This window comes from Pseudomonas sp. GW823-FHT02C05 (assembly GCF_058797595.1).
The window spans coordinates 269,415-295,544 of record NZ_JBXAJU010000004.1; the positions used below are offsets into that span (position 1 = coordinate 269,415).

The window sequence follows — 26,130 nt, forward strand, 5'->3', positions numbered from 1 at the left end:
CAAGCCGGCTCCTACGCCAACCGCACAAACAAAAACGCCCCGAGGTAATCGGGGCGTTTTACATGACGCTTCAGGCTTAAGCGGCGATGGACAGTTTCAGCTTGTTCATCGCGCTTTTTTCCAGCTGGCGAATCCGCTCGGCCGAAACGTTGTACTTCTGCGCCAGGTCGTGCAGCGTGGCTTTCTCTTCGGCCAGCCAGCGCTGGTAGAGGATGTCACGGCTGCGTTCGTCCAGCACTTCCAGGGCTTCGTGCAGGTTGCTGGTGGAGTTGTCGCTCCAGTCGGCATCCTCAAGTTGCAGCGCCGGGTCGTAGCGGTGGTCTTCCAGGTAGTTGGCTGGCGACTGGAAGGCGCTGTCGTCGTCCGCTTCCGCAGCCGGATCGAACGCCATGTCCTGGCCGGTCAGCCGGCTTTCCATTTCCCGCACTTCACGAGGCTCCACGCCCAGGCTTTCCGCCACGCGGTGAACTTCTTCGTTGTTCAGCCAGGCCAGACGCTTCTTCTGGCTGCGCAGGTTGAAGAACAGCTTGCGCTGCGCCTTGGTGGTAGCAACCTTCACAATCCGCCAGTTACGCAGGATGAACTCGTGAATTTCCGCCTTGATCCAGTGCACGGCAAAGGACACCAGGCGCACACCCATTTCAGGGTTGAAGCGCTTCACGGCTTTCATCAGGCCAACGTTGCCTTCCTGGATCAGGTCAGCCTGGGCCAACCCGTAGCCGGAATAGCTACGGGCGATATGTACGACAAAACGCAGGTGGGCGAGCACCATCTGCCGAGCCGCCTCAAGATCCTGCTCATAGTAGAGACTCTCGGCCAGTTCACGCTCCTGCTCGGGTGTCAGCAATGGAATGCTGTTCACCGTGTGCACATAAGCCTCCAGGTTTGCGCCTGGAACCAATGCGTAAGCAGGTTGCAAAGAAGTGGTCATACGAAAAAACCTCCGACTCACATAACTCGTGCCGTTCAGCACTGCGAAAATTGACCGGAAACCGCGAAACAAGTTCCCAAAAATGCTGAAAGGTCAATACAAGCAAAAAGATATTACTTCGGTGCCAGTTCCCTCAGGTGACGGGCCACCGCAATCCACGCACCGATATAACCCAACAGCACCGCCCCTAGCAAGAGCGACAGACCATCGGCAACCGGCACCCCCGCGAGGGCAAAATCGCTGCCATACAAGCCAGCCAGACCGATTACCGCATCGTTCAGCCAGTTCAGGCCAAACGCCAATACCCCCCAGGACAGGATCCCCGCGCCGAAACCATACAGCGCCCCCATATAGAGGAAGGGCCGACGAACATAACTGTCCGTGCCGCCGACGAGTTTAATCACTTCTATCTCGGTGCGGCGGTTTTCAATATGAAGACGAATGGTATTGCCTATCACCAAAAGTAATGCAGAAACCAGCAGCACCGTCAGGCCGAAGACAAAGCGGTCCCCCAGCTTGAGGATCGCCGCCAGCCGCTCGACCCATACCAGGTCCAGTTGCGCCAGTTGCACCTTGGGCATTTCCGACAACCGCTGGCGCAGGGCTTCCAGGGTCGCCTTGTCCACTTCGTTCGGTGTGACCAGCACTACACCCGGCAGCGGGTTATGAGGCAGTTCGCGCAAGGCCTCGCCCAGCCCGGACTGCTGCTGGAACTCCTCCAGGGCCTTTTCCTTGCTGATGAACTCGGCATCCGCCACACCGGGCAGGCCCTTGATCTCTTCACTGAGCTTCTCGCCCTCGGTGGCAGAAGCCCCCAGATCCAGGTACAGCGAGATCTGCGCCGCGCGCTGCCAGGAACCGCCCAGGCGCTCGACATTATTGAGCAACAGCGACAAGCCCATGGGCAGGCTCAAGGCCACGGCCATCACCAGGCAGGTAAAGAAGCTGCCGATGGGCTGTTTGCCCAGGCGCCGCAGGCTGTCCAGCAGGCTGGCGCGATGGCTTTCGATCCAGGCGTGCAGCAGGGTGCCGAAATCCGGGCCGTCGTCCTCGTCACGCTTTTTCTTCGGCGGTGGTGCTTCGGAAGCCTTGGGCGCTACGCGCTCCGCCACTTTAGGGGTACGTGTAGCACTCATACGCCGGCCTCCCCGTCGCCGATCAAGCGTCCGCGTTGCAAGGTCAGCATGCGGTGGCGCATGCGGGCGATCAGTGCCAGGTCGTGGCTGGCGATCAGTACGCTGGTGCCCAGGCGGTTGATGTCTTCGAACACGCCCATGATTTCCGCCGCAAGACGCGGGTCGAGGTTACCGGTGGGTTCGTCCGCCAGCAGCAGAGCCGGGCGGTGGACGATGGCCCGGGCGATGCCCACGCGCTGCTGCTGGCCGGTGGACAGGTCGCCGGGGTACAGATCGGTCTTGTCCGACAGCGCTACGCGCTCCAGGGCCGAGTCCACCCGCTTGGCGATTTCCGCCTTGGACAGGCCGAGGATCTGCAGCGGCAGGGCGACGTTGTTGAATACGGTGCGGTCGAACAGCAACTGGTGGTTCTGGAACACCACGCCGATCTGCCGCCGCAGGAACGGGATCTGCGCATTGCTGATCTGCCCCAGGTCCTGCCCGGCCAGCAGCAGCTTGCCGGTGGTGGGACGCTCCATGGCCAGCAGCAGGCGCAGCAAGGTGCTCTTACCGGCGCCGGAATGGCCGGTGACAAACAGGAATTCGCCGCGACGCACGCGAAAGCTCAGCTCATGCAGGCCAACGTGACCGTTGGGGTAGCGCTTACCGACCTGTTCGAAACGAATCATGAACGCTCCCGCTCGGCAAACAGTGCCTGGACAAAGGGTTCGGCTTCAAAGGTACGCAAGTCGTCGATGCCTTCACCGACGCCGATATAACGGATCGGCAGGCCGAACTGCTTGGCCAGGGCGAAGATCACTCCCCCCTTGGCGGTACCGTCGAGCTTGGTCAGGGCCAGGCCGGACAACTGCACCGTCTGGTTGAACTGCTTGGCCTGGTTGATGGCGTTCTGGCCGGTACCGGCGTCCAGCACCAGCAGCACCTCATGGGGCGCGTCGGCATCGAGCTTGCCGATGACCCGACGGACTTTCTTCAGCTCTTCCATCAGGTTGTCTTTGGTGTGCAGGCGCCCCGCCGTGTCGGCGATCAGCACGTCAATGCCACGGGCCTTGGCCGCTTGCACCGCATCGAAGATCACCGAGGCCGAATCGGCACCGGTGTGCTGGGCGATGACCGGGATCTTGTTGCGCTCGCCCCAGACTTGCAGCTGCTCCACTGCCGCGGCGCGGAAGGTGTCGCCGGCGGCCAGCATGACTTTCTTGCCTTCCAACTGCAGCTTCTTCGCCAGCTTGCCGATGGTGGTGGTCTTGCCGGCGCCGTTGACGCCCACCACCAGGATCACGAACGGCTTGTTCTGGGCGACGATCTGCAGTGGTTGTTCCACCGGCTTGAGCATGCTGGTGAGTTCGGCCTGCAGCGAGGCATACAGCGCATCGGAGTCGGTGAGCTGCTTGCGTGCCACCTTCTGGGTCAGGTTCTGGATGATCACCGAAGTCGCCTCAACCCCGACGTCTGCGGTCAGCAGGCGGGTTTCCAGGTCTTCCAGCAATTCGTCATCGATGGCCTTCTTGCCCAGGAACAGGCTGGCCATGCCTTCGCCAATGCTGGCGCTGGTCTTGGACAGGCCCTGCTTGAGGCGAGCGAAGAAGCCGATCTTGCTCTCTTCGGCGGGACGGACGGGCTCGGTCACAGGCTCGGGCTCTGCCGCCGCCACAACCGGCTCGGCTACAGGAGCAGGAGCAACAGGTTCAGGGGCGACGAATACCGGGGCAACCGGGGCTTGCACCTCGACCACGGGGGCCGGGGTAACCACCGGGGCTTCGACCACCGGCTCAGGGTGCACGGCAACAGCCGGAATCGGCGGAGCCACATGCTCGGCCTGGGCGTCTTCCACCAGGGCCACGGGTTCTTCCGCCACCGGCAGGGTCAACCAGGGCTTGTGCTCGGCGCTTGGCGCCAGCGGCAGGTCGGGCGCCGCGGGGGCCGCCGGTTCAGGCGCGATGTGCGGTTGCAGCACCGGCTCGGCCATTGGCAGCACCACCGGCTCGGCCGGGGCTACGCTGGCGGCAGGTTCGATGACCGGGGTCGGTGCCGGCTCGGCAGGCACTTGCGGCTGTTCGACGACGGGTTCCTGCGGCTTTTTGCGCAGCCATCCGAACAGGCCTTTCTTCTCGCCAGCCGCGGCTGGGGTCTTTTTGTCGTCGTTGGAACCAAACATGGAGACGGCTATCTCAAGGTAGCGATGCGCCACTGGGCGCCTCGGTAAATAAATATTCGATGCAGAACAGACTGTGTTTCATCCAGCTTGTTCACGCGCAACATGTTGTCGAAATGCCCAAAAGCACTTCAAGGAGCGATTTTACTAAAGGACTGGAACGGCAAAATCGGCGAAAAGTCGAAGTCTAGCTGGTAAATCAGGGCTTCTTGCCGGTAACTCATACAACCTGCTCAAGTACATGCTGATCCGCGAAGACCTGATAGGCGTGGCCGCCAGTAAAACGGATCAGTATCCTAGCACCTCCTCGCCCGCACAGGCTAAGACCAAGCGGGCAGCCCAACAGGTTTAAAAACGAATGAATGCTCTAGCCCGCCGCGCCGCAGGCCTGCTGCTCAGCACAGTTTGTCTGCCCCTTGCAGCCCTGGCTGCCGACCCTCAACCCACCCATGAATTCACCCTCGACAACGGCCTCAAGGTCGTGGTCCGCGAAGATCATCGCGCGCCGGTGGTGGTGTCCCAGGTCTGGTACAAGGTCGGCTCCAGCTACGAAACCCCGGGCCAGACCGGTTTGTCCCACGCCCTGGAACACATGATGTTCAAGGGCAGCGAGAAAGTCGGCCCCGGCGAGGCCTCCCTGATCCTGCGGGACCTGGGCGCCGAAGAGAACGCCTTCACCAGCGACGACTTCACGGCCTATTACCAGGTCCTGGCCCGCGACCGCCTGGGCGTGGCCCTGGAGCTGGAAGCCGACCGCATGGCCAGCTTGCGCCTGCCGGCCGACGAGTTCAGCCGCGAAATCGAGGTCATCAAGGAAGAGCGCCGCCTGCGCACCGACGACAAGCCGATGTCCAAGGCCTACGAGCGCTTCAAGGCCATGGCCTACCCGGCCAGCGGCTACCACACGCCGACCATCGGCTGGATGGCCGACCTGAACCGGATGAAGGTCGAGGAACTGCGCCACTGGTACCAGGCCTGGTACGTGCCGAACAATGCCACCCTGGTGGTGGTCGGCGACGTCACCCCGGACGAGGTGAAAACCCTGGCCCAACGCTACTTCGGCGCGATCCCCAAGCGTGACGTGCCACCGGCGAAGATCCCCATGGAGCTGGCCGAGCCCGGCGAGCGCCTGATCACCTTGCACGTCAAGACCCAACTGCCGAGCCTGATGCTGGCCTTCAACGTGCCGAGCATCGCCACCGCCGAAGACAAACGCGCGGTGAACGCCCTGCGCCTGGCCGCGGCCCTGCTGGACGGCGGCTACAGCGCTCGCATCCCGACCCAGCTGGAGCGCGGCGAAGAGCTGCTGTCCGGCGGCTCCACCAGCTACGACGCCTACACCCGGGGCGACAGCCTGTTCATGCTTTCGGCCACCCCCAACAGCCAGAAGAAGAAAACCATCGCCCAGGCCGAAGCCGGGCTGTGGCGCCTGCTGGACCAGTTGAAGACCACCCCGCCATCCGCCGAGGAACTGGAGCGGGTGCGAGCCCAGGTGATCGCCGGGCTGGTCTACGAACGTGACTCCATCACCAGCCAGGCCACCGCCATCGGCCAGCTGGAAACCGTCGGCCTGTCGTGGAAGCTGATGGACACCGAGCTTGCGGAACTGCAAAGCGTGACCCCGGAAGACATCCAGAAGGCCGCCCGCACCTATTTCACCCGGGAACGTATGAGCGTGGCCCATGTACTGCCTGAGGAGTCCGCTCATGAGTAAGCGCAAGAATGCCTCGCCGGTCCTGCTGGGCCTGGCCCTGGTGGCCCTGCTCACCGCCGGCGGCCTGTACCTGTCGCGTTCCGGCGAATCCAATGCCAGCCAGGCCCTGGACAACGCCAAGACCAGCCAGAAGCTCCAATCCCTGGCCGAGCTGGATGGCAAGGCCCCCAGCCACCGCAACCTCAATGTGCAGACCTGGAGCACCGCCGAAGGCGCCAAGGTGCTGTTCGTCGAAGCCCGCGAGCTGCCGATGTTCGACCTGCGCCTGATCTTCGCCGCCGGCAGCAGCCAGGACGGCAACGCGCCGGGCGTGGCCCTGCTGACCAACGCCATGCTCAACGAAGGCGTGGCCGGCAAGGATGTAGGCGCCATCGCCCAGGGCTTCGAAGGCCTGGGTGCGGATTTCGGCAACGGCGCCTACAAGGACATGGCCGTGGCCTCGCTGCGCAGCCTGAGCGCTGTGGATAAGCGCGAACCGGCGCTGAAGCTGTTCGCCGAAGTGGTGGGCAAGCCGACCTTCCCCGCCGACTCCCTGGCGCGGATCAAGAACCAGCTGCTCGCCGGCTTCGAATACCAGAAGCAGAACCCCGGCAAGCGGGCCAGCCTGGAGCTGATGAAGCGCCTGTATGGCACCCATCCTTACGCCCATGCCAGCGACGGCGATGCCAAGAGCATCCCGCCGATCACCCTGGCCCAGCTCAAGGCTTTCCACGCCAAGGCCTATGCCGCAGGCAACGTGGTGATCGCCCTGGTCGGCGACCTGTCCCGCAGCGATGCCGAGGCGATTGCCGCACAGGTCTCCGCCGCCCTGCCAAAAGGCCCGGCGCTGGCGAAGATCGAGCAACCTGCCGAACCCAAGGCCAGCATCGGCCATATCGAGTTCCCGTCGAGCCAGACCAGCCTGATGCTGGCGCAACTGGGCATCGACCGTGACGACCCGGACTACGCCGCTGTCTCCCTGGGCAACCAGATTCTCGGCGGCGGCGGCTTCGGCACCCGGCTGATGAGCGAAGTGCGCGAGAAGCGCGGCCTGACCTACGGCGTCTACTCGGGTTTCACCCCGATGCAGGCCCGCGGCCCGTTCATGATCAACCTGCAGACCCGCGCGGAAATGAGCGAAGGCACCCTGAAGCTGGTGCAGGACGTGTTCGCCGAGTACCTGAAGAACGGCCCGACCCAGAAGGAGCTGGACGACGCCAAGCGTGAACTGGCTGGCAGCTTCCCGCTGTCCACCGCCAGCAACGCCGATATCGTCGGCCAGCTGGGCGCCATGGGTTTCTACAACCTGCCGTTGAGCTACCTGGAAGACTTCATGCGTCAATCCCAGGAGCTGACGGTGGAGCAGGTCAAGGCCGCCATGAACAAGCACCTGAATGTCGACAAGATGGTCATCGTCAGCGCCGGCCCCACCGTCGCACAAAAGCCGTTGCCGCCCCCCACTGACAAACCCGCCGAGCAGCCGCTCGGGGTTCCGGAGCATTAATGGCCCGTCCAGCCCGTCCCAGCAAGAAACCCGTCCACAACCAGCACAATGGCGTGGGCCAGTTGCGCATCATTGGCGGCGAATGGCGCAGCCGCAAGCTGAGCGTCCCCGACCTGCCGGGGCTGCGCCCGACCCCGGACCGGGTGCGTGAAACCCTGTTCAACTGGTTGGCGCCCTATGTGGCCGGGGCCAAGGTCATCGACCTGTTCGCCGGCAGCGGCGCGGTGTTTCTCGAAGCCCTGTCCCGTGGCGCCGCCACGGGCCTGGCCCTGGACAGCAGCAGCGTGGCCATTTCCAGCCTGCGCGAGCACCTGGGGACCCTGCGCTGCACCGTCGGCCAGGCCCAGACCGCCGACGCCCTGCGCTACCTGGAAACCCAGCCGGCCACGCCGTTCGACCTGGCCTTCCTCGACCCGCCGTTCAATCAGAACCTGCTGCCCGCCGCCTGCGCCCTGCTGGAAGAGCGCGGCTGGCTGGCGGACGACGCCTGGATCTACACCGAAAGCGAAACCGCGCCATCGACCCTGGGGCTACCCGGAAGCTGGCGCCTGCACCGTGAACAAAAATCCGGGCAGGTGTATTACTCGTTGTGGCAACGTATGGCAGACAACGTCGCCTAGAACCTGATCACGACCTCGCAAGCAACGCTCAGGCCCGAGCCGCGCAGCAGATCGTAGTCAGGCTCTCAAGCCGACCGGAACAAGGTACGCAGCCCGCCCGGGCTGCGCGCCGCTGCATCGAGACCCTCCCCGTGCCCGACTCGCCTGATCGCTTCACCCCCGCCTTCGGCCTTGGCAACCCGCACCTGCAGACCCTGTGGGGCCCGCTGTGGCGCCCGACCACTCATCTTGAGCGCCAGCGCGAACGCTTGTGGCTGGACGACGGCGACTTTCTCGACCTGGACTGGCACGGGCCCCATAGCGCCGACGCGCCCCTGGTGCTGGTGCTGCATGGTTTGACCGGTTCCTCCAACTCGCCTTACGTGGCCGGCCTGCAGCAGGCCCTGGCAACCCGGGGCTGGGCCAGCGCGGCGCTGAACTGGCGCGGCTGTTCCGGCGAGCCCAACCTGCTGCCCCGCAGCTACCACTCCGGGGCCAGCGAAGACCTGGCTGCAGCCATCGCTCACCTGCGGGCCAAGCGCCCCCAGGCGCCGCTCTATGCGGTGGGCTACTCCCTGGGGGGCAATGTGCTGCTCAAATACCTAGGGGAAAGCGGCAGCGACAGCCCGTTGCAAGGCGCCACGGCGGTATCGGTGCCGTTTCGCCTGGACCAGTGCGCCGATCGCATAGGCCAGGGGTTTTCCAAGGTCTACCAGGCGCACTTCATGCGCGAGATGCTGGCCTACATCAAGGACAAGCAGCGCCAGTTCCAGCACGACGGCCGCCACGAAGGCCTGGCCACCCTGGCGCAACTGGGGCCGCTGACCAAGATGCGCACCTTCTGGGACTTCGACGGCCGGGTCACCGCACCGCTGCACGGCTTTGCCGATGCCCAGGACTATTACCGCCGCGCCTCCAGCCGCTATTTCCTGGGGCAAATCCGTACCCCGACCCTGATCATCCAGGCCGCGGACGACCCCTTCGTATTCCGTCACAGCCTGCCCGAAGCCAGCGAGCTATCCGCCAGCACCCAGTTCGAGCTGCAGGCCAAGGGTGGCCATGTGGGTTTTGTCGACGGCAGCCTGAAACACCCCGGCTATTACCTGGAGCGGCGGATCCCGCAGTGGTTGGCTGGCCTGGATCGCCATGGATAAGCCAGCCCGGGAATCGATCCGCTTCTGGCAGAGTGCGCCCCTGGCCGGGGTCGAGTTGCTGGCCGCGCGTTACATCGAGCAGCATTTCGTGCCCCATGTGCATGAGGGCTATGTGATCGGCATGATCATGGCCGGTGCCCAGCGCTACCGCTATCGCGGAGCCGAGCATTTGGCGGGCAGCGGCACCCTGGTGCTGATCAACCCGGACGAGCTGCACACCGGGGCAAAGGGCGTGGAAGACGGCTGGCTGTACCGCGCCTTCTACCCGGAGAACCAGCAAATATTCGGCCTGCTGGATGAACTGGAACTGCCCAGCGGCAGCCTGCCGGCCTTCGGCGCCACCTTGTACCGCGATCCGGACCTGGTACAGGGTTTTGCCCGCCTGCACCACTTGCTGGAAAGCCCGGCCACGGCCCTGCAACAACAGACCCAATGGCGAGAAATGCTGCTGTTGCTGTTGCAACGGCACGCCGGAGTGCGGGCACCAGGTGAACCCGGGCAGGAACACCGGGCCATCGTCCAGGCCAAGGAGTTGCTGCGCTCGCAGTTGGCGGCGCCGCCTTCACTGGAGGAACTGGCAGCAGCGGTGAACCTGTCACCGTTCCATTTCGCCCGGGTGTTTCGCCGGGCTACGGGGATTCCGCCACACACCTGGTTGATGCAACAGCGCATCGCCAAGGCCCGGGCCTTGCTGCGTGATGGCTGCCTGCCCCTGGAAGTGGCGACACAACTGGGGTTTGCCGACCAGAGTCACCTCAGTCGGCAGTTCAAGCAGGTGTATGGGGTAGCGCCGGCGGCTTATCGCAGTGCCGTTCTGCAGTAGGGCGGTGCGGCTTTCGCGAGCAAGCTCGCTCCTACAGGTTCGCGGGGGCCTGCGGGCCGTAGGAGCTGGCTTGCCAGCGAAGGGGCCGCGGGTAAAGGCCGTCAGTCACCGGTGGCGACAGGCCGCTGCGCATCGGTGATCCACTCGCTCCACGAACCGGCATACAGCCGCCCCAGGGGGTAGCCGGCCAGGCTCAGGGCAAACAGGTTGTGGCAGGCGGTGACGCCAGAACCGCAATAGGCCACCAGTTGCTGCGGGTCACGCCCGGCCAGTTTCTGCGCGAAACGCTGCTTGAGCTGATCGGCCGGTAGAAAGCGCCCATCCTCCCCCAGGTTGTCAGTGAACGCCGCGCATTGCGCCCCGGGAATATGCCCGGCCACCGGGTCGATGGGTTCCACTTCGCCACGAAAGCGCGGCAGGCCACGGGCATCCAGCAGGGTCAGGTCCGCCTGGCCCAGGCGCTTGCCCAGGTGCTCGGCATCCAGCAGCAGGCTGTGATCAGGGTGCCCGACGAACTGCCCCGGCGCGTTTTCCGGGGCATCCAGGCTCAGCGGCAAGCCAGCGGCGTGCCAGGCTTTCAGGCCGCCATCGAGAATGAAAACGCCATCACGCTTGCCCAGCCAGGCCAGCAACCACCAGGCACGAGCGGCGTAGGAACCGGGGCCGTCGTCATAGAGCACGATCTCGCTGTCGTTATCGATGCCCCAGGCCTGCAGGCGCGCCACCAACTGCGCGGGCTCCGGCAACGGATGCCGACCGGTCACGCCCTTGATCACCGGCGCGCTCAGATCCCGGTTCAGGTCCGCGAAATGCGCCCCGGCGATATGCCCGTCGGCGTAACTGCGCTGGCCGTAATCCGGGTCTTCCAGAGCAAAGCGACAATCCAGAATCACCAGGCCGGGCTGCTGTTTCTTCTGGTCCAGGGCAAGCGGGCTGATCAACTGCGCGAGGGGCATGGCGGGCTCCTGTGAATAAGTTGGAGGTTGATCCTACTGCACTTCTTCCAGGGCTTGGGCCAAGGGCACATAAAACTCTTCGAACAGGCCGTTGACCGCTTCCCGGGCCTGGTCGGTGACGAAACCGGCCTCCAGCACCAGCACCTGGTACACCCCGCGCTTGATGGCCTCTTCGCTCAGGTGCGTGGAGTTTTCCCGGGTCGTGCACAGAAAACGCACCCAGGAGGTGAGGATGATCCAGGCATTGAGGGTCAGGGATTCGATCTGCACCTTGTCCATGGCCACTATCCCGGCGTCGACGAAACGCCCGTAGATGGCCATGCCCTGGATCAGGCAGCGCTGGGAAAAGCGTCGGTAGCGCGCAGCCAGCTCGGGGTCGCTGTCCAGCAGGTGCTCCAGGTCGCGGTGCAGGAAGCGATAGCGCCACATGGCCGCCAGCAGAGCCTGCAGGTAGTAGCGCTTGTCTTGCACGGTGACCGCGCGCCCGGGTGGCGGTCGAAGGAAGCTGTCCACCAGGCTTTCGTACTCGGCAAACAGCACGGCGATGATCGCCTGCTTGTTGGGGAAGTGGTAGTACAGGTTGCCCGGGGAAATCTCCATGTGCGCCGCAATATGGTTGGTGCTGACGTTACGCTCGCCCTGCTGGTTGAAGAGTTCGAGGCTGAACTGGACGATGCGTTCGCGGGTTTTTATGCGTGGGGCCATGGGCGTGGGCTTTAATCAGAAGGCTGGCGTGCATCTTACGTTCTATCCCCCCGGGGATAAATCGCCACCGGCGCAGGAGGGCAATTGACATTTTAGAGCATAAGCTCTAAAAAACTAGCCACCTTACAAAGACGGAGCCCGTCCATGTCTGCCGAAATCGCTTACCTGCAGGATTCCCTTCAGCAACAGGACGAGCTGCTTGAGCTGTTCGAAGCCCAGCGCCGGGCCTTTGCCGCCAACCCGATGCCCCCCGCAGCGCAACGCCAGCAATGGCTGAAGGCACTGCAGGAGCTGCTTAACAACGAGCGCCAGGCCCTGATCGATGCCATCAGCCAGGACTTCAGCAACCGCAGCGCCGACGAAACCCTGCTGGCCGAGCTGATGCCCAGCCTGCACGGCATCCACTACGCCAGCAAACACCTGAAGAAATGGATGAAGCCGTCCCGCCGCGCCGTGGGCCTGGCCTTCCAGCCGGCCTCGGCCAAGGTGGTCTACCAGCCCCTGGGGGTGGTCGGGATCATAGTGCCGTGGAACTACCCGCTGTACCTGTGCATGGGCCCGCTGGTGGGGGCGCTGGCCGCCGGCAACCGAGTGATGCTCAAGCTCAGTGAGTCCACACCCGCCACCGGGCAACTGCTCAAGCAACTGCTGGCCCGGGTCTTCCCCGAGGACCTGGTGTGCGTGGTGCTGGGCGAGGCCGAGGTGGGCATGGCGTTTTCCAAGCTGCGCTTCGACCACCTGCTGTTCACCGGCGCCACCAGCATCGGCAAGCACGTGATGCGCGCCGCCGCGGAAAACCTGACCCCGGTGACCCTGGAACTGGGCGGCAAATCCCCGGCCATCGTCTCCAGCACCGTGCCCCTCAAGGACGCTGCCGAACGCATCGCCTTCGGCAAGACCCTCAACGCCGGGCAGACCTGCGTCGCCCCGGACTACGTACTGGTACCGGAAGAGCGCGTCGGCGCCTTTGTCGAAGCCTATCGCCAGGTGGTGCGCGGTTTCTTCCCAACCCTGGCGGACAACCCCGACTACACCGCCATCATCAACCAGCGCCAACTGACGCGGCTCAACGGTTACCTGAGCGACGCCACCAGCAAGGGCGCGCTGCTGGTGCCCCTGTTCGAGCAGAGCCAGGAACGCCGCCTGGGCCACAGCCTGCTGCTCAATGTCAGTGATGACATGACCGTGATGCAGGACGAGATCTTCGGCCCGATCCTGCCCATCGTGCCCTACCGGACCCTGGACCAGGCCTTCGCCTATATCACCCAGCGTCCGCGCCCGCTGGCGCTGTACTACTTCGGCTACGACAAGGCCGAGCAGCAACGGGTGCTCAACGAAACCCACTCCGGCGGCGTGTGCCTCAACGACACCCTGCTGCATGTGGCCCAGGACGACCTGCCGTTCGGCGGCATCGGCCCTTCCGGCATGGGCCACTACCACGGGCATGAAGGCTTCCTGACCTTCAGCAAGGCCAAGGGGGTGTTCATCAAGCAGCGGTTCAACGCCGCCCGCCTGATCTACCCGCCGTATGGCAAATCGATCCAGAAGCTCATCCAGAAGCTGTTCATTCGTTAACCAGTACAACGCCGGGTAATAACAACAATGACCCCTAGCCTGTCTGAAACACCCGCGCTGTCACGGCGCGGCCTGCTGAAAATCGGCCTCTGCGCCAGCGCTTTCCTGGCCACTGCCGGGCTCGGCGCCAGCCTCAGCGGTTGCTCCGCCAGCACGCCCGCCAGCGGCTTCACCATGCTGCGCAGCAATGACCTGCCGTTCCTGCGGGCGCTGATCCCGGTGATGCTCGAAGGCGCCGTACCGGCGGACAAGATGCCCGCCGCCATCGAGGGCACCCTGGCCAACCTGGACAACGCCCTCAATCACCTGTCGACCGAGATGTTCAAGCTCACCCAGCAGCTGTTCGATGTACTGGGCATGGCGGTCACCCGCGGCCCGCTGACGGGGATCTGGGGCAGTTGGGAAAACGCCAGCGCGGATGACATCCGCAATTTCCTCAGCCGCTGGGAAAACAGCTTCCTGGCCTTGCTGCGCATGGGCCATGCCTCGTTGCTGCAACTGGTGATGATGGCTTGGTACACCCGGCCCGAGTCCTGGGCCCATTGCGGTTATCCCGGGCCACCGAAGGTCTGACCGGCCTTTGTAGCCGCTGCCACAGGCTGCGAACGAGCGGGACGCTCGCGGGGCACTGGGGGTTCGGCTGCAGATCGTCAAGCAAGGCCCTGGGGCCTTTTCGCAGCTTCGCAGGCTCAGCAGCGGCTACAGTGGATGCGCGCCGAGCCATCAATAATAAGAGAGCACCCGATATGCCTGTACCTGATCTGTTCCGCGAAGGCCTGAATCGTGGCTGGAAAACCTACAACGGCTCGCAGTTGGAGCAGGACCTGACCCTGGAAGCCGATGTCGCCATCATCGGCAGCGGCGCCGGGGGCGGCACCACTGCCGAGATCCTCAGCGCCGCCGGCTACAAGGTGCTGCTGATCGAAGAAGGCCCGCTCAAGACCAGCGACGACTTCAAGATGCTCGAAGACCAGGCCTACACCAGCCTCTATCAGGAAGGCATCGGGCGCATGAGCAAGGATGGCGCCATCACCATCCTCCAGGGCCGCGCCGTGGGCGGCACTACCTTGATCAACTGGACGTCGAGCTTCCGTACGCCTGACCCGACCCTGGAGCACTGGGCCCGTGAGCACGGGGTGGTGGGCCACAGCTCGGCCGAAATGGCGCCCTGGTTCGAGAAAATGGAACAGCGCCTGGGCGTCGCGCCCTGGGTCATGCCGCCCAACGCCAACAACGACGTGATCCGCAAGGGCTGCGAAGCCCTGGGCTACAGCTGGCACGTAATTCCGCGCAACGTGCGCGGCTGCTGGAACCTGGGCTACTGCGGCCTGGGCTGCCCGACCAACGCCAAGCAGTCGATGCTGGTGACCACCATTCCGGCGACCCTGGAGAAAGGTGGCGAGCTGCTGTACCTAGCCCGGGCGGAGCGCCTGCAGATCAAGGACGACAAGGTCACCAGCCTGCAATGCCAGGCCATGGACGCCCGCTGCGTGGCCCCCACCGGGCGCACCATCACGGTCAAGGCCAAGCATTACGTGCTGGCCGGTGGCGGCATCAACAGCCCGGCCCTGCTGTTGCGTTCCGATGCGCCGGACCCGCATTCGCGCCTGGGCAAACGCACCTTCCTGCACCTGGTCAACTTCTCCGCCGGGCAGTTCGACGAGGTGATCAACCCGTTCTACGGCGCGCCGCAGTCGATCTATTCCGACCACTTCCAGTGGCAGGACGGCACCACCGGCAAGATGTCCTACAAACTTGAAGTGCCGCCCCTGCAGCCGGCCCTGGCCAGCACCCTGCTGGGCGGGTTCGGGCCGCAGAGCGGGCTGTCCATGGAGCAACTGCCCCACACCCACGCCATGCTTGCCCTGCTGCGGGACGGCTTTCACCCCGACAGCACCGGCGGCAACGTCGAACTGCGGGGTGACGGCACCCCGGTCCTCGACTATCAGGTTTCACCCTACGCCTGGGACGGACTGCGCCGGGCCTTCCACAGCATGGCGGAGATCCAGTTCGCCGGCGGCGCCAAGGCGGTCAAGCCGCTGCACAGCGATGCACGCTTCGCCAAGAGCCTCGACGAAGTGCGGGCGCAGATCGACGGCCTGGACCTGGCCCTGTACCGCACCCGCCTGGGCAGTGCCCACGTGATGGGCGGTTGCGCCATGGGCGAAGATCCGAAAACCGCGGTCACCGACAGCCTCGGGCGCCACCATCAACTGCACAACCTGTCGGTCCACGACGGCTCGCTGTTTCCCACCAGCATCGGCGCCAACCCGCAGCTGTCGGTCTATGGGCTCACGGCGCAATTGGCCAGCGCCTTGGCGGAGCGCCTGAAATCAGTGTGAAAAAGCGGGATATTCTCGTCGTCTATAGTGCTTTCTTCCCTAAAAGGCGACTTGGCCGACCGGGAAGGCTGCGATACCATCCGACTCCCCAACGGATTCCCGCCAGGACGACGCGATGAACCGAGTGTTGTACCCAGGTACCTTCGACCCTATTACCAAGGGCCATGGCGATCTGGTCGAACGCGCCTCGCGCCTGTTCGACCATGTGATCATCGCCGTTGCCGCCAGCCCCAAGAAAAACCCGCTGTTCCCCCTGGAGCAGCGCGTGGAACTGGCGCGCGAGGTGACCAAGCATCTGCCCAACGTTGAAGTCGTCGGCTTCTCCACCCTGCTGGCGCATTTTGCCAAGGAGCAGAACGCCAATGTCTTCCTGCGCGGCCTGCGGGCGGTTTCGGACTTCGAATACGAATTCCAGCTGGCCAACATGAACCGCCAGTTGGCCCCGGACGTGGAAAGCCTGTTTCTCACTCCGTCGGAGCGCTACTCGTTCATTTCCTCGACCCTGGTCCGTGAAATCGCTGCCCTGGGCGGTGATATCACCAAGTTCGTACACCCGGCGGTCGCCGACGCGCTGACCCTGCGCTTCAAGAAATAAGCCGCGCGGCCCCGCACCGGGGCCCTCGCCTGACGTCAGCCATCGCGCCCGCGTGCACTGCGGGCGTCAATACGGCACAATTGCGCGCATTCGTTTTTACATGCCCGGGCCTGCCGCCCAGGCCGGAGTACCCCATGTCCCTGATCATCACCGACGATTGCATCAACTGCGACGTCTGCGAACCCGAGTGCCCTAACGCGGCGATTTCCCAAGGCGAAGAGATCTACGTCATCGATCCGAACCTGTGCACCCAGTGCGTCGGCCACTACGACGAGCCGCAGTGCCAGCAGGTGTGCCCGGTGGATTGCATTCCGCTGGACGAAGCCCGCCCGGAAACCGAAGAAGAGTTGATGGCCAAGTACCGGAAGATCACCGGCAAGGCTTGAGTGATATGGCGCCCTTTCGGCTCCCACAAACACCTGTAGGAGCCGGCTTGCCGGCGAAGCTTCTCAGCTCTGGCAACGCGGGCAATAGACACTGGCCCGCTGGCCCAGCTTGATTTCCCGCAGCCCGGTGCCGCAGACCTTGCAGTTCTCCCCGCCACGCCCGTAGACGAACAGTTCCTGCTGGAAGTAGCCCGGCTGGCCATCGCCACCGATAAAGTCGCGCAAGGTGGTGCCGCCGCGCTCGATGGCGGCCGCCAGGATGCGTTTGATCTCGATCGCCAGCTTCAGGTAGCGCGCTCGGGAAATCCCCTTGGCTTCGCGGCGCGGGTCGATGCCCGCGGCGAACAGCGCCTCGGTCGCATAAATATTGCCCACCCCCACCACCACCGCGTTGTCCATGATGAACGGTTTGACCGCCATGGAGCGTCCGCGGGACAGCTGATACAGGCGCTCGCCGTCGAACAGGTCGGTCAGCGGCTCGGGGCCCAGGCGCACCAGCAATTCGTGATTCAGCGGGTCGTGGCTCCAGAGCATGGCGCCAAAGCGCCGCGGATCGGTGTAGCGCAGGGCCAGGCCGGACTCCAGCTCGATATCCACATGTTCGTGCTTGGCCGCCGGCAGCCCAACCTCCACCAGACGCAGGTTGCCGGACATTCCCAGGTGACTGATCAGGGTGCCGACCTCGGCGTTGATCAAAAGGTATTTGGCCCGCCGCTCCACCAGCACAATGCGCTGCCCGGACAGGCGCACGTCCAGATCTTCGGGGATCGGCCAGCGCAAGCGCCGGTCACGGACGATGACCCGGCTGACTTTCTGGCCTTCCAGATGCGGCGCGATTCCGCGCCGGGTGGTTTCGACTTCCGGTAATTCAGGCATATGCGCCCCTGGTACTCATCGCGAAATGAACGATCAGTGCGCGCCCAGCTCGCGCACGGTTTCCTTGAGGTTCTCGAAGTCGTAGTCCGACAGGCCGACGTAATCGAGAATCAGGTGGCCGATGCTGTTCCACTCGTGGTCTTCCACCTGATTGCCCAGCACCCGGTAGGACGCGCAGATGTGCTCGGCCATCTTGAGGATCGCCAGCAGGTTCTTCAGTTGGCTGTTGCGCGAGGATTCGTCGCTGAAGATCGCCAGGGCGTTGTGGTGGTTGGCAATGGCGTTGGTCACGTGCTCCGGCAGGCGCCAGGACTTGGCCGTGTAGTAGCCGACCACCGCGTGGTTGGTATTGAAGGCACGGTTTTCCGTGTCCACCACCCGCTGCTCCGGGCCGGCGCTGCCGTAGGCCTCTTCCAGCACAGTCATGTAGTCGGGGAAGCGCTTGAGCATCAGCGGCACGCCGCAGTCATGGAACAGGCCCAGGGCATAGGCCTCGTCCACGGCCTGGGAGCCGGTGCGCTTGGCCAGGGTCAGGCAGGTCATGGCCACATCCTGGGCGGTGTCCCAGAAGCGGTTGAGGGTGACGATGGTTTCATCGCTCATCTCGCCCTTGATCGACTGCGCATTGATCAGGTTGATGATCGAACGGCTACCCAGGAGATTCACCGCCCGCTGGATCGAAGCAATCTTGTTGCTCAGCCCGTAATACGGTGAATTGACGATCTTCAGCAACGCGCCGGACAGGCCCGGGTCCTGGGAGATCAGCTTGGCGATCACCTCCAGATCGGGATCGGGCATGTACTGCTCCATCTGCAAATCCACCATGATTTGCGGTTGGGGCGGCACGCTGATGCCTTGCAGGGCCTGTTGAATCTGTTCGGCTGATAGCTCTTGGGACATAAGTACACGCTCTGGGTGAGCCGGGGATTCTAACCTCTAACACGGGAATGTTGGGCGACCGGACAGGAACTTTACCCAATGGTTGCGGCAAAGGGCTCCCGCCGCAGGTCCATTGGCCATCGCTTGCGCCCCGCGACGGGGTATAATCGCGCCCTTTTTTCCGGAGCGACGTCATGTCCCTGCCAAGCCTGCGCCTCAAAGCCAACGCCGATCGCCGCCTGCGCGCCGGCCACCTGTGGGTCTACAGCAACGAAATCGATGTAGCCGCCACCCCTCTGCACGGCTTCAAGGCAGGCGACCAGGCAGTGCTGGAAGCCGCCGGCGGCAAGCCCCTGGGCGTGGTCGCCATGAGCCCGAACAACCTGATCTGCGCCCGCCTGCTGTCGCGCGATGCCAAGCTGGCCCTGGACAAGTCGCTGCTGGTGCACCGCCTGAACGTGGCCCTGTCCCTGCGCGAGCGCCTGTTCGACAAACCGTTCTACCGCCTGGTGTACGGCGACTCCGACCTGCTGCCGGGCCTGGTGGTCGATCGTTTCGGCGACATCCTGGTGGTACAGATCGCCTCCGCGACCATGGAAACCCACAAGGACGACATCATTGCCGCCCTGACCCAGGTGCTCAAGCCCAGCGGCATCCTGTTCAAGAACGACTCCGCCGCCCGCGACGCCGAAGGCCTGGGCCGCTACGTCGAAACCGTGTTCGGCCTGGTGCCGGAGTGGGTCGCCCTGGAAGAGAACGGCGTGAAGTTCGAAGCCCCGGTGATCCAGGGCCAGAAAACCGGCTGGTTCTACGACCACCGCATGAACCGTGCCCGCCTGGCGCCTTATGCCAAGGGCAAGCGCGTGCTGGACCTGTACAGCTACATCGGCGGCTGGGGCGTGCAGGCCGCGGCTTTCGGCGCCAGCGAAGTGTTCTGCGTCGACGCCTCGGCCTTCGCCCTCGACGGCGTGGAGCGCAACGCCGCGCTGAACGGCTTTGCCGAGAAAATGACCTGCATCGAAGGCGACGTCTTCGAAGCCCTGAAGGAACTCAAGGCCAGCGAAGAGCGCTTCGACGTGATCGTTGCCGACCCGCCCGCCTTCATCAAGCGCAAGAAAGACCTGAAGAACGGCGAAGGCGCCTACCGCCGCCTTAACGAGCAAGCCATGCGCCTGCTCAACAAGGACGGCATCCTGGTCAGCGCTTCGTGCTCGATGCACCTGCCCGAGGACGACCTGCAGAACATCCTCCTGACCAGCGCCCGCCACCTGGACCGCAACATCCAACTGCTGGAGCGCGGCGGCCAGGGCCCGGACCACCCGGTGCACCCGGCCATTCCGGAAACCCGCTACATCAAGAGCATCACCTGCCGCCTGCTGCCCAACAGCTGAGCCACTGCCTGCCCAGGGACGCCACAGCATCCCTGGGCAACCGCTCGAGCGCCTCGCTCCCCTCTCGCCTCTCCCCTCTCGCCGCCCGGGCCATTGGATAACCCAGGGAAACCCGCGTTTATATACCTATGATCCATCAAAGTAACTAGCCAATATCCTACAGTGCTCTAGGCAATCACTTACCTAATAACTACTTGATTCCTCTCTATTGCTGTCTACTCTTCGGAAGTCGCTTAGGAAGCGACATTCATTCAAATCGTTTAGGAGCAATAACAATGAAAGCTATCTCCCTCGAATCGAAAAAGATCGCCAACCTGGCTTGCCTCGCAGCGGCTAAATCCCGCTAAGTAATTGATGAACTGGGGAGTGCCGGCTACCCAGCTTCATCTTTGGTCAAGTTCAGAGTTTTAAAAGAACATGCAAATAAACCCGAACTTTTTCATACTTGCCCGCCCGCCCTTCACTGTTATCTGGAACTATAAAGATCACACTCAGTTCGAACTGGACTCGATCTATTCCACACGCCTCATACAACTTGTCGAAGACCCTTCGCAGTATGACGACAAGAATGAAATAGATAGTGCATTCGCCGCAGCCGGGCTCCTGTCCAACGAGACTTTCGAGCCACTTGAATGGGGCTGGGATGAACTGTCGCGGATCTTCCACATCGGCACCAAGAACCTGCCCTTCGAGCAAGTGCCCCAGGATATTCATGAGTGGTCCGCCCAATACCTCGAGCATTGCGATCAGGTACTGGACACCCCGGCCCCCTCAGCCCGCTTTGCCGAAACCTCCCACAATGGTCTGATCCGCCTGCCCGCGCCGGTACTGGAAACCGCCAGCTCCCTGAACCAGGTGCTGCTGCAGCGCAAGACTTCACGCTCCTTTTCCCAGCAGGCCGTGGCCCTGGAAGAGCTCAGCACCCTGCTCTACCTGTCCCTGGGCTACCTCAAGGAACGGGAAGCCGACACGGACGAGACCGTCCCCGAAGCCCTGCGGCCAAGGCGCAGCAGCCCTTCCGGCGGTGGCCTGAACGCCTGCGAGGGTTATGTCTATGCCGCCAGGGTCCGCGGCCTGGAGCCGGGCCTCTATTACTACCACCCGGAGCTGCACGCCTTGCGGCCCGTGCACCCGCTTCCAGAAGAACCCCTGGGCCTGCTGCTGGCTGGCCAGCACTTCGTCAACGAACTGCCCCTGGGCCTGTTCCTGACCTGCCGCTTCGACAAGCTGTGGTGGAAATACGAACACTCCCGGGCCTACCGCATGGCCTATGTCGAGGCCGGGCATATCTCGCAAACCTTCCAGCTCGCGGCCACTGCCCTGGGCCTGGACACCTGGCTGACGGGAGCCCTGAGCGACGAGCGCGTGGAGCAATTGCTGGGGCTGCAGGACGCCGCGGAACAGCCGCTGTTCTTTGTCGGCTGCGGCCAAGGTGATGGCCAGGTGCAATGCAAGGAACTCAAGGCCCTGATCGAACAGCGGGAGCGCGAACAGTAATGCACCCCGCCGCATGGTCCAAAGAGGCCCCGGCAGGCCGGCGTCCCTACTCCCTCGGCGACTGGGACAACCGCTCCGCGGTGCGCTCGCGCAAGAGCAGCTACCAGCTACCGCCCCACAGCGAGCTCGAACAGGAACTGCAGACCCGTGACTGGTTTCCGCCGGCCTTCATCCCCTACTTCGCCGACCCGGCCATCCAGCACGCCGGGAGGACGGTACAGCAGCGCCTGGCGGCCAACCACCTGGTGTACTTCCTGCACTACACGACGATCCTGGAGCACAAGATCGTCAACCGCTCGGTGGAAACCCTGATCCACGGGGAACTGGCGATCGAGCTGCCGGAGACGATGAAAATCGCGGCCCTGCAGTTGTATACCGACGAGGGCTATCACGCCCTGTTCTCCTTCAAGCTGGCGGAGCAGGTGGCGAATGGGTACGCCATGCCAGCCTGGCAGCCACTGCCCAGGCGCATCCGCCTGATGCACGACCTGCTGGCCCGCTGCGCCGATTCTCAACGGCCCCTGGTCTGGTTCCTGCTGGGTTTCGTCTCCGAAACCATCATTGCCAAGGAGTTGCTGAGCATCACCGGTGACGGGCTGGTGTCCACGGTCTACCAGATGTTCAGGGAGCACCTGGAAGACGAGGCCCGGCACAGTCGTTATTTCAGCGAAGTGTTCGACTATGTCTGGGCACGACTGTCGCCGCAGCAGCAGGTTTTTTCCGCCAGCCAACTGATCGATATCATTTTCATCTTCGCTGCCGTGGACCAGGAGTGGCTGAGCGCAAGCCTGAACGAGGCCGGCATTCCCCTCGCCGCGGCACATGCCGCCATCCACAGCCTGATTCAGCCGAGTGCAGAAGTGCTGCGCGCCCGCTCGATCGCCGGCGCCACCCTGCAAGCCATGAAGCGCGCAGGTTTCTTCGAGCACGACGACAACCGCCGACTCTTCACCCAGACAGGACTGATCGATGCCTGAAATCAGGGATGACTCTGCCTCCACGACCAGGAAGGTCGGCGCCATCGTCTTGCTCATGGCCATGGTCATGCTCGGGGTGTTCCCGATCGACGTGCTCTTGCCTTCTTTTCCTGCACTGTCCCAACACTTTGCTACCAGCGCCGCCGACATCGCCCTGTCCGTCAGCCTGTTCGCCATCGGCATCTCTATGTCCCAGTTGCTGATCGGCCCGCTGTCGGATGCCCTGGGCCGCAAGACCCTGCTGCTGGCCGGCATGGCCGTCTCGGTCGGCGGCGCTCTGGGCTGCGTCTGGGCCAGGGACTACAACTGGTTTCTGGTGTTTCGCGTGGTCCAGGCACTGGGCTGTGGCTGCTTCGTGCTGTCCCAGGCGCTGGTCCAGGACCTGTTCGTCGGCCAGGAGCGCGACCGCCTGCGGATCCTCATGGTCACCGCCAGCGGCCTGTGCATTTCCCTCTCGCCCCTGGCCGGGACCCTGCTGCAAAGCCTGATGGGCTGGCCAGGCAGCTTCTATGTGTTCAGCGCGATTGCCGTCCTGGTGTTTCTCAAGGCGCTGGCCACCCTGGAAAACCCGCCGATCGTCAGGAGCGGCCCGCGCACCGGCATCCTCCAGGCCTACCGACGGGTCTGCAGCAACTTCAGTTTCGTCGCCTACTGGCTGATCTCGGCCATCGTCTTCGCTTGCCACTTCTCGTTCATCGTGGTCTCGCCGCTGATCTTCCTGGAGCAACTGCAGCTCAGCAGCTACGAGTTTTCCCTGACTCTGCTGCTCTACGGCGCGGCCTACGTGATTGGCGGGGTGGTAGCCGGGGTGCTCAACAAATACCTGGAGCCCGGCACCCAGATCATTACCGGGTTGTGCCTGATCTTCCTCGCCGGGCTGGTCATGCTGCTGTTGGCCAGCCAGTTCGGCCTGTCCATCAGCACGGTGCTGGTGCCGATGATCATCTGCACCGCCGGCACCACCATCACCCGGCCCGCCGCCACGTCCAGGGCCATGGAACTGTTCCCGGACAATGCCGGCGCCTCGGCCTCGGCCGGCAACACGCTGATTTTCGTCATGGGCGGGCTGATCAGCGCCGTGATCAACCTCAGCGCCAGCGACCTGCAGACCACCCTGGCCCTGAGTTTCATCGCCCTGAGCAGCGTCGGCCTGCTGGTCAACCAGCGCATCAGCCGCCGCGCCCGGAACCTGCGCCTGGCCTGAAGCCCGGATTGGCCCGGGTCCTGGTGGCCATCAGGCGGTTGTGGCAGCTCCCTCGCTGAAACGGGCCAGCCCGCGGCCAGTCAGGCACAGGCCAAGGGAGAAGGCCAGGGTCGGGCCGGCAAAGAACAGCAGGGACATCCACCCGCTCTTGAAAGGGTCGAGATGACGGTAAGCAAGCCACAGCTCGAACAGCTTCAGCACCAGCCAGGGCCATGGCAAGGCCAGCACCAGCCAGAGGACATTGCCCAGCAGGCGCCGGCCCAATCGTGCCCGCCCTTGCACCCGGCTCACCACGGCCACGGCGACCAGCAGCCCGGCCGCCACGCAGTACTCCATCCGCGGGCTGGAGGGTAGCTCGTCATACAGCCGTACCAGCCCCGCCGCCCCCAGGCCCAGCAGCAACATGAGCCCCCAGGTGCGCCACTGGCGCTGCTGCCCGGCCAGCATTTGCAACCCCCCGCCGCCCACCAGTAGCGCAGCGCCCGTTGCGACAATGCCCAGGCCGGACCAATCGCTGTACAACAACAGCCACATCAGCAGCAGCCCCTGCAGCAGGCCGACGCCCAGGCAGAACTTGAAGGATTGCAGAGTCGCGGACATTCCAGCTCCATTGGAAGGTAATCGAAGGGCGGCGAGTCTAAACCAGGATGGCAGCGTCCGGTGATATCCAGGCAATCAATGCCACAGAGCGGCCCCGGCATTCCTTCCTGACGCCAGCGGTGTAGAATCGGCGAATTCATCGCCAGTCATCCCCCGGCGGGTTTATGAGCTCAGGCTGAGGCGCGCGGCGATCCCGCGGCGTCATCGGCAGCTTTCGGACACACGGCCATTTCTGAGTGTTCCCGAGGTCAATAGAAGCTCACTCCCCATTTGTTACCTGATTAGCCGCCCGGAGTGCTCCATGCCTGATTACCGCTCGAAAACATCCACCCATGGCCGCAACATGGCCGGCGCCCGCGCCCTGTGGCGCGCCACGGGGATGAAAGATGACGACTTCAAGAAGCCGATCATCGCCATTGCCAACTCCTTCACCCAGTTCGTCCCGGGGCACGTGCACCTGAAGGACCTGGGCCAGCTGGTGGCTCGCGAGATCGAACGCGCCGGTGGCGTGGCCAAGGAATTCAACACCATCGCCGTGGACGACGGCATCGCCATGGGCCATGACGGCATGCTGTATTCGCTGCCGAGCCGCGAGATCATCGCCGACTCCGTGGAGTACATGGTCAACGCCCACTGCGCCGACGCCATCGTCTGCATCTCCAACTGCGACAAGATCACCCCCGGCATGCTGATGGCCGCCCTGCGCCTGAACATCCCGGTGATCTTCGTTTCCGGCGGCCCGATGGAAGCCGGCAAGACCAAGCTCGCCAGCCACGGCCTGGACCTGGTGGACGCCATGGTCATCGCCGCCGACTCCAGCGCTTCTGACGAGAAGGTTGCCGAGTACGAGCGCAGCGCCTGCCCGACCTGCGGTTCGTGCTCCGGCATGTTCACCGCCAACTCCATGAACTGCCTGACCGAAGCCCTGGGCCTGGCCCTGCCGGGCAACGGTTCGACCCTGGCCACCCACAGCGACCGCGAAGAGCTGTTCCTGCGGGCCGGACGCACCATCGTCGAGCTGTGCCAGCGCTACTACGGCGACAACGACGAGTCGGTCCTGCCGCGCAACATCGCCAACTTCAAGGCGTTCGAGAACGCCATGACCCTGGATATCGCCATGGGCGGTTCCACCAACACCATCCTGCACCTGCTGGCCGCCGCCCAGGAAGCCGAGATCGACTTCGACCTGCGGGACATCGATCGCCTGTCGCGCCACGTGCCGCAGCTGTGCAAAGTGGCGCCGAACATCCAGAAGTACCACATGGAAGACGTGCACCGCGCCGGCGGCATCTTCAGCATCCTTGGCGAACTGGCCCGTGGCGGCCTGCTGCACACCGACCTGCCCACCGTGCACAGCAAGAGCATGGCCGAAGGCATCGCCCAGTGGGACATCACCCAGACCAGCGACGAAGCCGTGCATCACTTCTTCAAGGCCGGCCCGGCAGGCATCCCGACCCAGACAGCGTTCAGCCAGTCGACCCGTTGGGACAGCCTGGACGACGACCGTGAAAACGGCTGCATCCGCAGTGTCGAGCATGCCTACTCGAAAGAAGGCGGCCTGGCCGTGCTCTACGGCAACATCGCCCTGGACGGCTGCGTGGTGAAGACCGCCGGTGTCGACGAGTCGATCCATGTCTTCGAAGGCAACGCCAAGATCTTCGAGAGCCAGGACAGCGCGGTGCGCGGCATCCTCGCCGACGAAGTGAAGGAAGGCGATATCGTGATCATCCGTTACGAAGGCCCGAAAGGCGGCCCGGGCATGCAGGAAATGCTCTATCCGACCTCCTACCTGAAGTCCAAGGGCCTGGGCAAAGCCTGCGCCCTGCTCACCGACGGCCGCTTCTCCGGCGGTACTTCGGGCCTGTCCATCGGCCACGCCTCGCCAGAAGCGGCAGCCGGCGGCGCCATCGGCCTGGTGCAGGATGGCGACAAGGTACTGATCGACATTCCCAACCGCTCGATCAACCTGTTGGTCAGCGATGAGGAACTGGCGGCCCGCCGTGTCGAGCAGGACAAGAAAGGCTGGAAACCGGTGGAAGCACGCCCACGCAAGGTGACCACCGCGCTGAAGGCCTACGCCCTGCTGGCCACCAGCGCCGACAAGGGTGCGGTGCGCAACAAGGCCATGCTCGACGGCCTGTGATCATCGCCT

24 protein-coding genes are annotated in these 26,130 nt (G+C 63.9%); 15 read left to right on the top strand and 9 right to left on the bottom strand.

The features are described from left to right. Positions 1-76 precede the first annotated feature (76 nt). The 4 genes from rpoH to ftsY all read right to left on the bottom strand — a co-directional run bounded on the left by rpoH (position 77) and on the right by ftsY (position 4,225). On the bottom strand, positions 77-931 hold the full coding sequence (gene rpoH / locus AC1RGE_RS22635; protein WP_011064028.1) for an RNA polymerase sigma factor RpoH: 855 nt from the start codon (positions 929-931) through the stop codon (positions 77-79). A 113-nt stretch (positions 932-1,044) separates the two neighbouring features. Beyond that, on the bottom strand, positions 1,045-2,067 hold the full coding sequence (gene ftsX, locus AC1RGE_RS22640; RefSeq protein WP_015637373.1) for a permease-like cell division protein FtsX: 1,023 nt from the start codon (positions 2,065-2,067) through the stop codon (positions 1,045-1,047). Next, positions 2,064-2,735: a cell division ATP-binding protein FtsE gene (ftsE, locus tag AC1RGE_RS22645; RefSeq protein ID WP_011064030.1), complete on the bottom strand. Its 672-nt coding sequence runs from the start codon at positions 2,733-2,735 to the stop codon at positions 2,064-2,066. The genes ftsX and ftsE overlap by 4 nt, the downstream gene beginning before the upstream one ends. Beyond that, positions 2,732-4,225 carry a signal recognition particle-docking protein FtsY gene (ftsY, locus tag AC1RGE_RS22650; RefSeq protein ID WP_041120261.1) on the bottom strand — a complete coding sequence of 498 codons (1,494 nt, stop codon included), beginning with the start codon at positions 4,223-4,225 and terminating at the stop codon, positions 2,732-2,734. The genes ftsE and ftsY overlap by 4 nt, the downstream gene beginning before the upstream one ends. A gap of 355 nt (positions 4,226-4,580) precedes the next feature. Between ftsY and AC1RGE_RS22655 the strand changes: the two genes are divergently transcribed. The 5 genes from AC1RGE_RS22655 (at position 4,581) to AC1RGE_RS22675 (ending at position 9,995) form a co-directional block, all read left to right on the top strand. After that, positions 4,581-5,936, top strand: coding sequence for a M16 family metallopeptidase (locus tag AC1RGE_RS22655; protein WP_011064032.1), 1,356 nt, complete (start codon positions 4,581-4,583; stop codon positions 5,934-5,936). Continuing rightward, positions 5,929-7,419, top strand: coding sequence for a M16 family metallopeptidase (locus tag AC1RGE_RS22660; protein WP_492585064.1), 1,491 nt, complete (start codon positions 5,929-5,931; stop codon positions 7,417-7,419). Before AC1RGE_RS22655 ends, AC1RGE_RS22660 begins: the two co-directional genes overlap by 8 nt. Next, positions 7,419-8,039 (top strand): 16S rRNA (guanine(966)-N(2))-methyltransferase RsmD, encoded by a 621-nt coding sequence (rsmD, locus tag AC1RGE_RS22665; RefSeq protein WP_492585066.1) that lies wholly within the window; start codon positions 7,419-7,421, stop codon positions 8,037-8,039. The genes AC1RGE_RS22660 and rsmD overlap by 1 nt, the downstream gene beginning before the upstream one ends. Positions 8,040-8,170: 131 nt before the next feature. Beyond that, positions 8,171-9,172 (top strand): hydrolase, encoded by a 1,002-nt coding sequence (locus AC1RGE_RS22670; protein WP_019095297.1) that lies wholly within the window; start codon positions 8,171-8,173, stop codon positions 9,170-9,172. Further along, positions 9,165-9,995, top strand: a complete 831-nt coding sequence (locus tag AC1RGE_RS22675; RefSeq protein WP_492585067.1) for an AraC family transcriptional regulator — start codon at positions 9,165-9,167, stop codon at positions 9,993-9,995. The genes AC1RGE_RS22670 and AC1RGE_RS22675 overlap by 8 nt, the downstream gene beginning before the upstream one ends. 101 nt (positions 9,996-10,096) lie before the next feature. Here the strand turns inward: AC1RGE_RS22675 and AC1RGE_RS22680 are convergent, their stop codons facing one another. Together AC1RGE_RS22680 and AC1RGE_RS22685 are read right to left on the bottom strand one after the other, a co-directional pair. Further along, the gene (locus AC1RGE_RS22680) at positions 10,097-10,951 is read right to left on the bottom strand and encodes a sulfurtransferase (RefSeq protein ID WP_011064037.1); all 855 of its coding nucleotides are present in this window, start codon (positions 10,949-10,951) and stop codon (positions 10,097-10,099) included. A gap of 33 nt (positions 10,952-10,984) precedes the next feature. Beyond that, a complete protein-coding gene (locus tag AC1RGE_RS22685; RefSeq protein ID WP_011064038.1) occupies positions 10,985-11,656 on the bottom strand; it encodes a TetR/AcrR family transcriptional regulator in 672 nt (223 codons plus the stop codon). A gap of 99 nt (positions 11,657-11,755) precedes the next feature. Here AC1RGE_RS22685 and AC1RGE_RS22690 point away from each other — a divergent pair, with 99 nt between their 5' ends. From AC1RGE_RS22690 to AC1RGE_RS22710, 5 genes are all read left to right on the top strand, one after another. Continuing rightward, positions 11,756-13,231, top strand: a complete 1,476-nt coding sequence (locus AC1RGE_RS22690; RefSeq protein ID WP_225369017.1) for a coniferyl aldehyde dehydrogenase — start codon at positions 11,756-11,758, stop codon at positions 13,229-13,231. Positions 13,232-13,258: 27 nt separating this feature from the next. Next, positions 13,259-13,804 carry a hypothetical protein gene (locus AC1RGE_RS22695; protein WP_011064040.1) on the top strand — a complete coding sequence of 182 codons (546 nt, stop codon included), beginning with the start codon at positions 13,259-13,261 and terminating at the stop codon, positions 13,802-13,804. Positions 13,805-13,977: 173 nt separating this feature from the next. Beyond that, entirely contained in the window at positions 13,978-15,573 is a 1,596-nt protein-coding gene (locus tag AC1RGE_RS22700; RefSeq protein WP_011064041.1) for a GMC family oxidoreductase, read from the top strand. A 115-nt stretch (positions 15,574-15,688) separates the two neighbouring features. Next, entirely contained in the window at positions 15,689-16,168 is a 480-nt protein-coding gene (gene coaD, locus AC1RGE_RS22705; protein WP_003176711.1) for a pantetheine-phosphate adenylyltransferase, read from the top strand. Positions 16,169-16,302: 134 nt separating this feature from the next. Beyond that, entirely contained in the window at positions 16,303-16,554 is a 252-nt protein-coding gene (locus tag AC1RGE_RS22710) for a YfhL family 4Fe-4S dicluster ferredoxin (protein WP_011064042.1), read from the top strand. Positions 16,555-16,617: 63 nt separating this feature from the next. Here the strand turns inward: AC1RGE_RS22710 and mutM are convergent, their stop codons facing one another. After that, on the bottom strand, positions 16,618-17,430 hold the full coding sequence (gene mutM / locus AC1RGE_RS22715; protein WP_011064043.1) for a bifunctional DNA-formamidopyrimidine glycosylase/DNA-(apurinic or apyrimidinic site) lyase: 813 nt from the start codon (positions 17,428-17,430) through the stop codon (positions 16,618-16,620). 33 nt (positions 17,431-17,463) lie between these two features. Next, positions 17,464-18,276: an HDOD domain-containing protein gene (locus AC1RGE_RS22720; RefSeq protein WP_162865006.1), complete on the bottom strand. Its 813-nt coding sequence runs from the start codon at positions 18,274-18,276 to the stop codon at positions 17,464-17,466. A gap of 227 nt (positions 18,277-18,503) precedes the next feature. Between AC1RGE_RS22720 and AC1RGE_RS22725 the strand changes: the two genes are divergently transcribed. The 4 genes from AC1RGE_RS22725 to AC1RGE_RS22740 all read left to right on the top strand — a co-directional run bounded on the left by AC1RGE_RS22725 (position 18,504) and on the right by AC1RGE_RS22740 (position 23,378). Continuing rightward, on the top strand, positions 18,504-19,700 hold the full coding sequence (locus AC1RGE_RS22725; RefSeq protein WP_011064045.1) for a class I SAM-dependent rRNA methyltransferase: 1,197 nt from the start codon (positions 18,504-18,506) through the stop codon (positions 19,698-19,700). Positions 19,701-20,117: 417 nt separating this feature from the next. Beyond that, positions 20,118-21,197, top strand: a complete 1,080-nt coding sequence (locus AC1RGE_RS22730; RefSeq protein ID WP_015637381.1) for a SagB family peptide dehydrogenase — start codon at positions 20,118-20,120, stop codon at positions 21,195-21,197. After that, the gene (locus AC1RGE_RS22735; protein WP_053160334.1) at positions 21,197-22,174 is read left to right on the top strand and encodes a diiron oxygenase; all 978 of its coding nucleotides are present in this window, start codon (positions 21,197-21,199) and stop codon (positions 22,172-22,174) included. Before AC1RGE_RS22730 ends, AC1RGE_RS22735 begins: the two co-directional genes overlap by 1 nt. Beyond that, entirely contained in the window at positions 22,167-23,378 is a 1,212-nt protein-coding gene (locus AC1RGE_RS22740) for a multidrug effflux MFS transporter (RefSeq protein ID WP_011064048.1), read from the top strand. The genes AC1RGE_RS22735 and AC1RGE_RS22740 overlap by 8 nt, the downstream gene beginning before the upstream one ends. Positions 23,379-23,408: 30 nt before the next feature. Here AC1RGE_RS22740 and AC1RGE_RS22745 read toward each other — a convergent pair whose 3' ends face one another. Beyond that, positions 23,409-23,978, bottom strand: a complete 570-nt coding sequence (locus tag AC1RGE_RS22745) for a hypothetical protein (protein WP_011064049.1) — start codon at positions 23,976-23,978, stop codon at positions 23,409-23,411. Positions 23,979-24,279: 301 nt separating this feature from the next. Between AC1RGE_RS22745 and ilvD the strand changes: the two genes are divergently transcribed. Then, complete coding sequence (gene ilvD / locus AC1RGE_RS22750) at positions 24,280-26,121, top strand: dihydroxy-acid dehydratase (RefSeq protein ID WP_019095304.1); 1,842 nt, start codon at positions 24,280-24,282, stop codon at positions 26,119-26,121. The last annotated feature ends 9 nt before the right edge of the window (positions 26,122-26,130 follow it).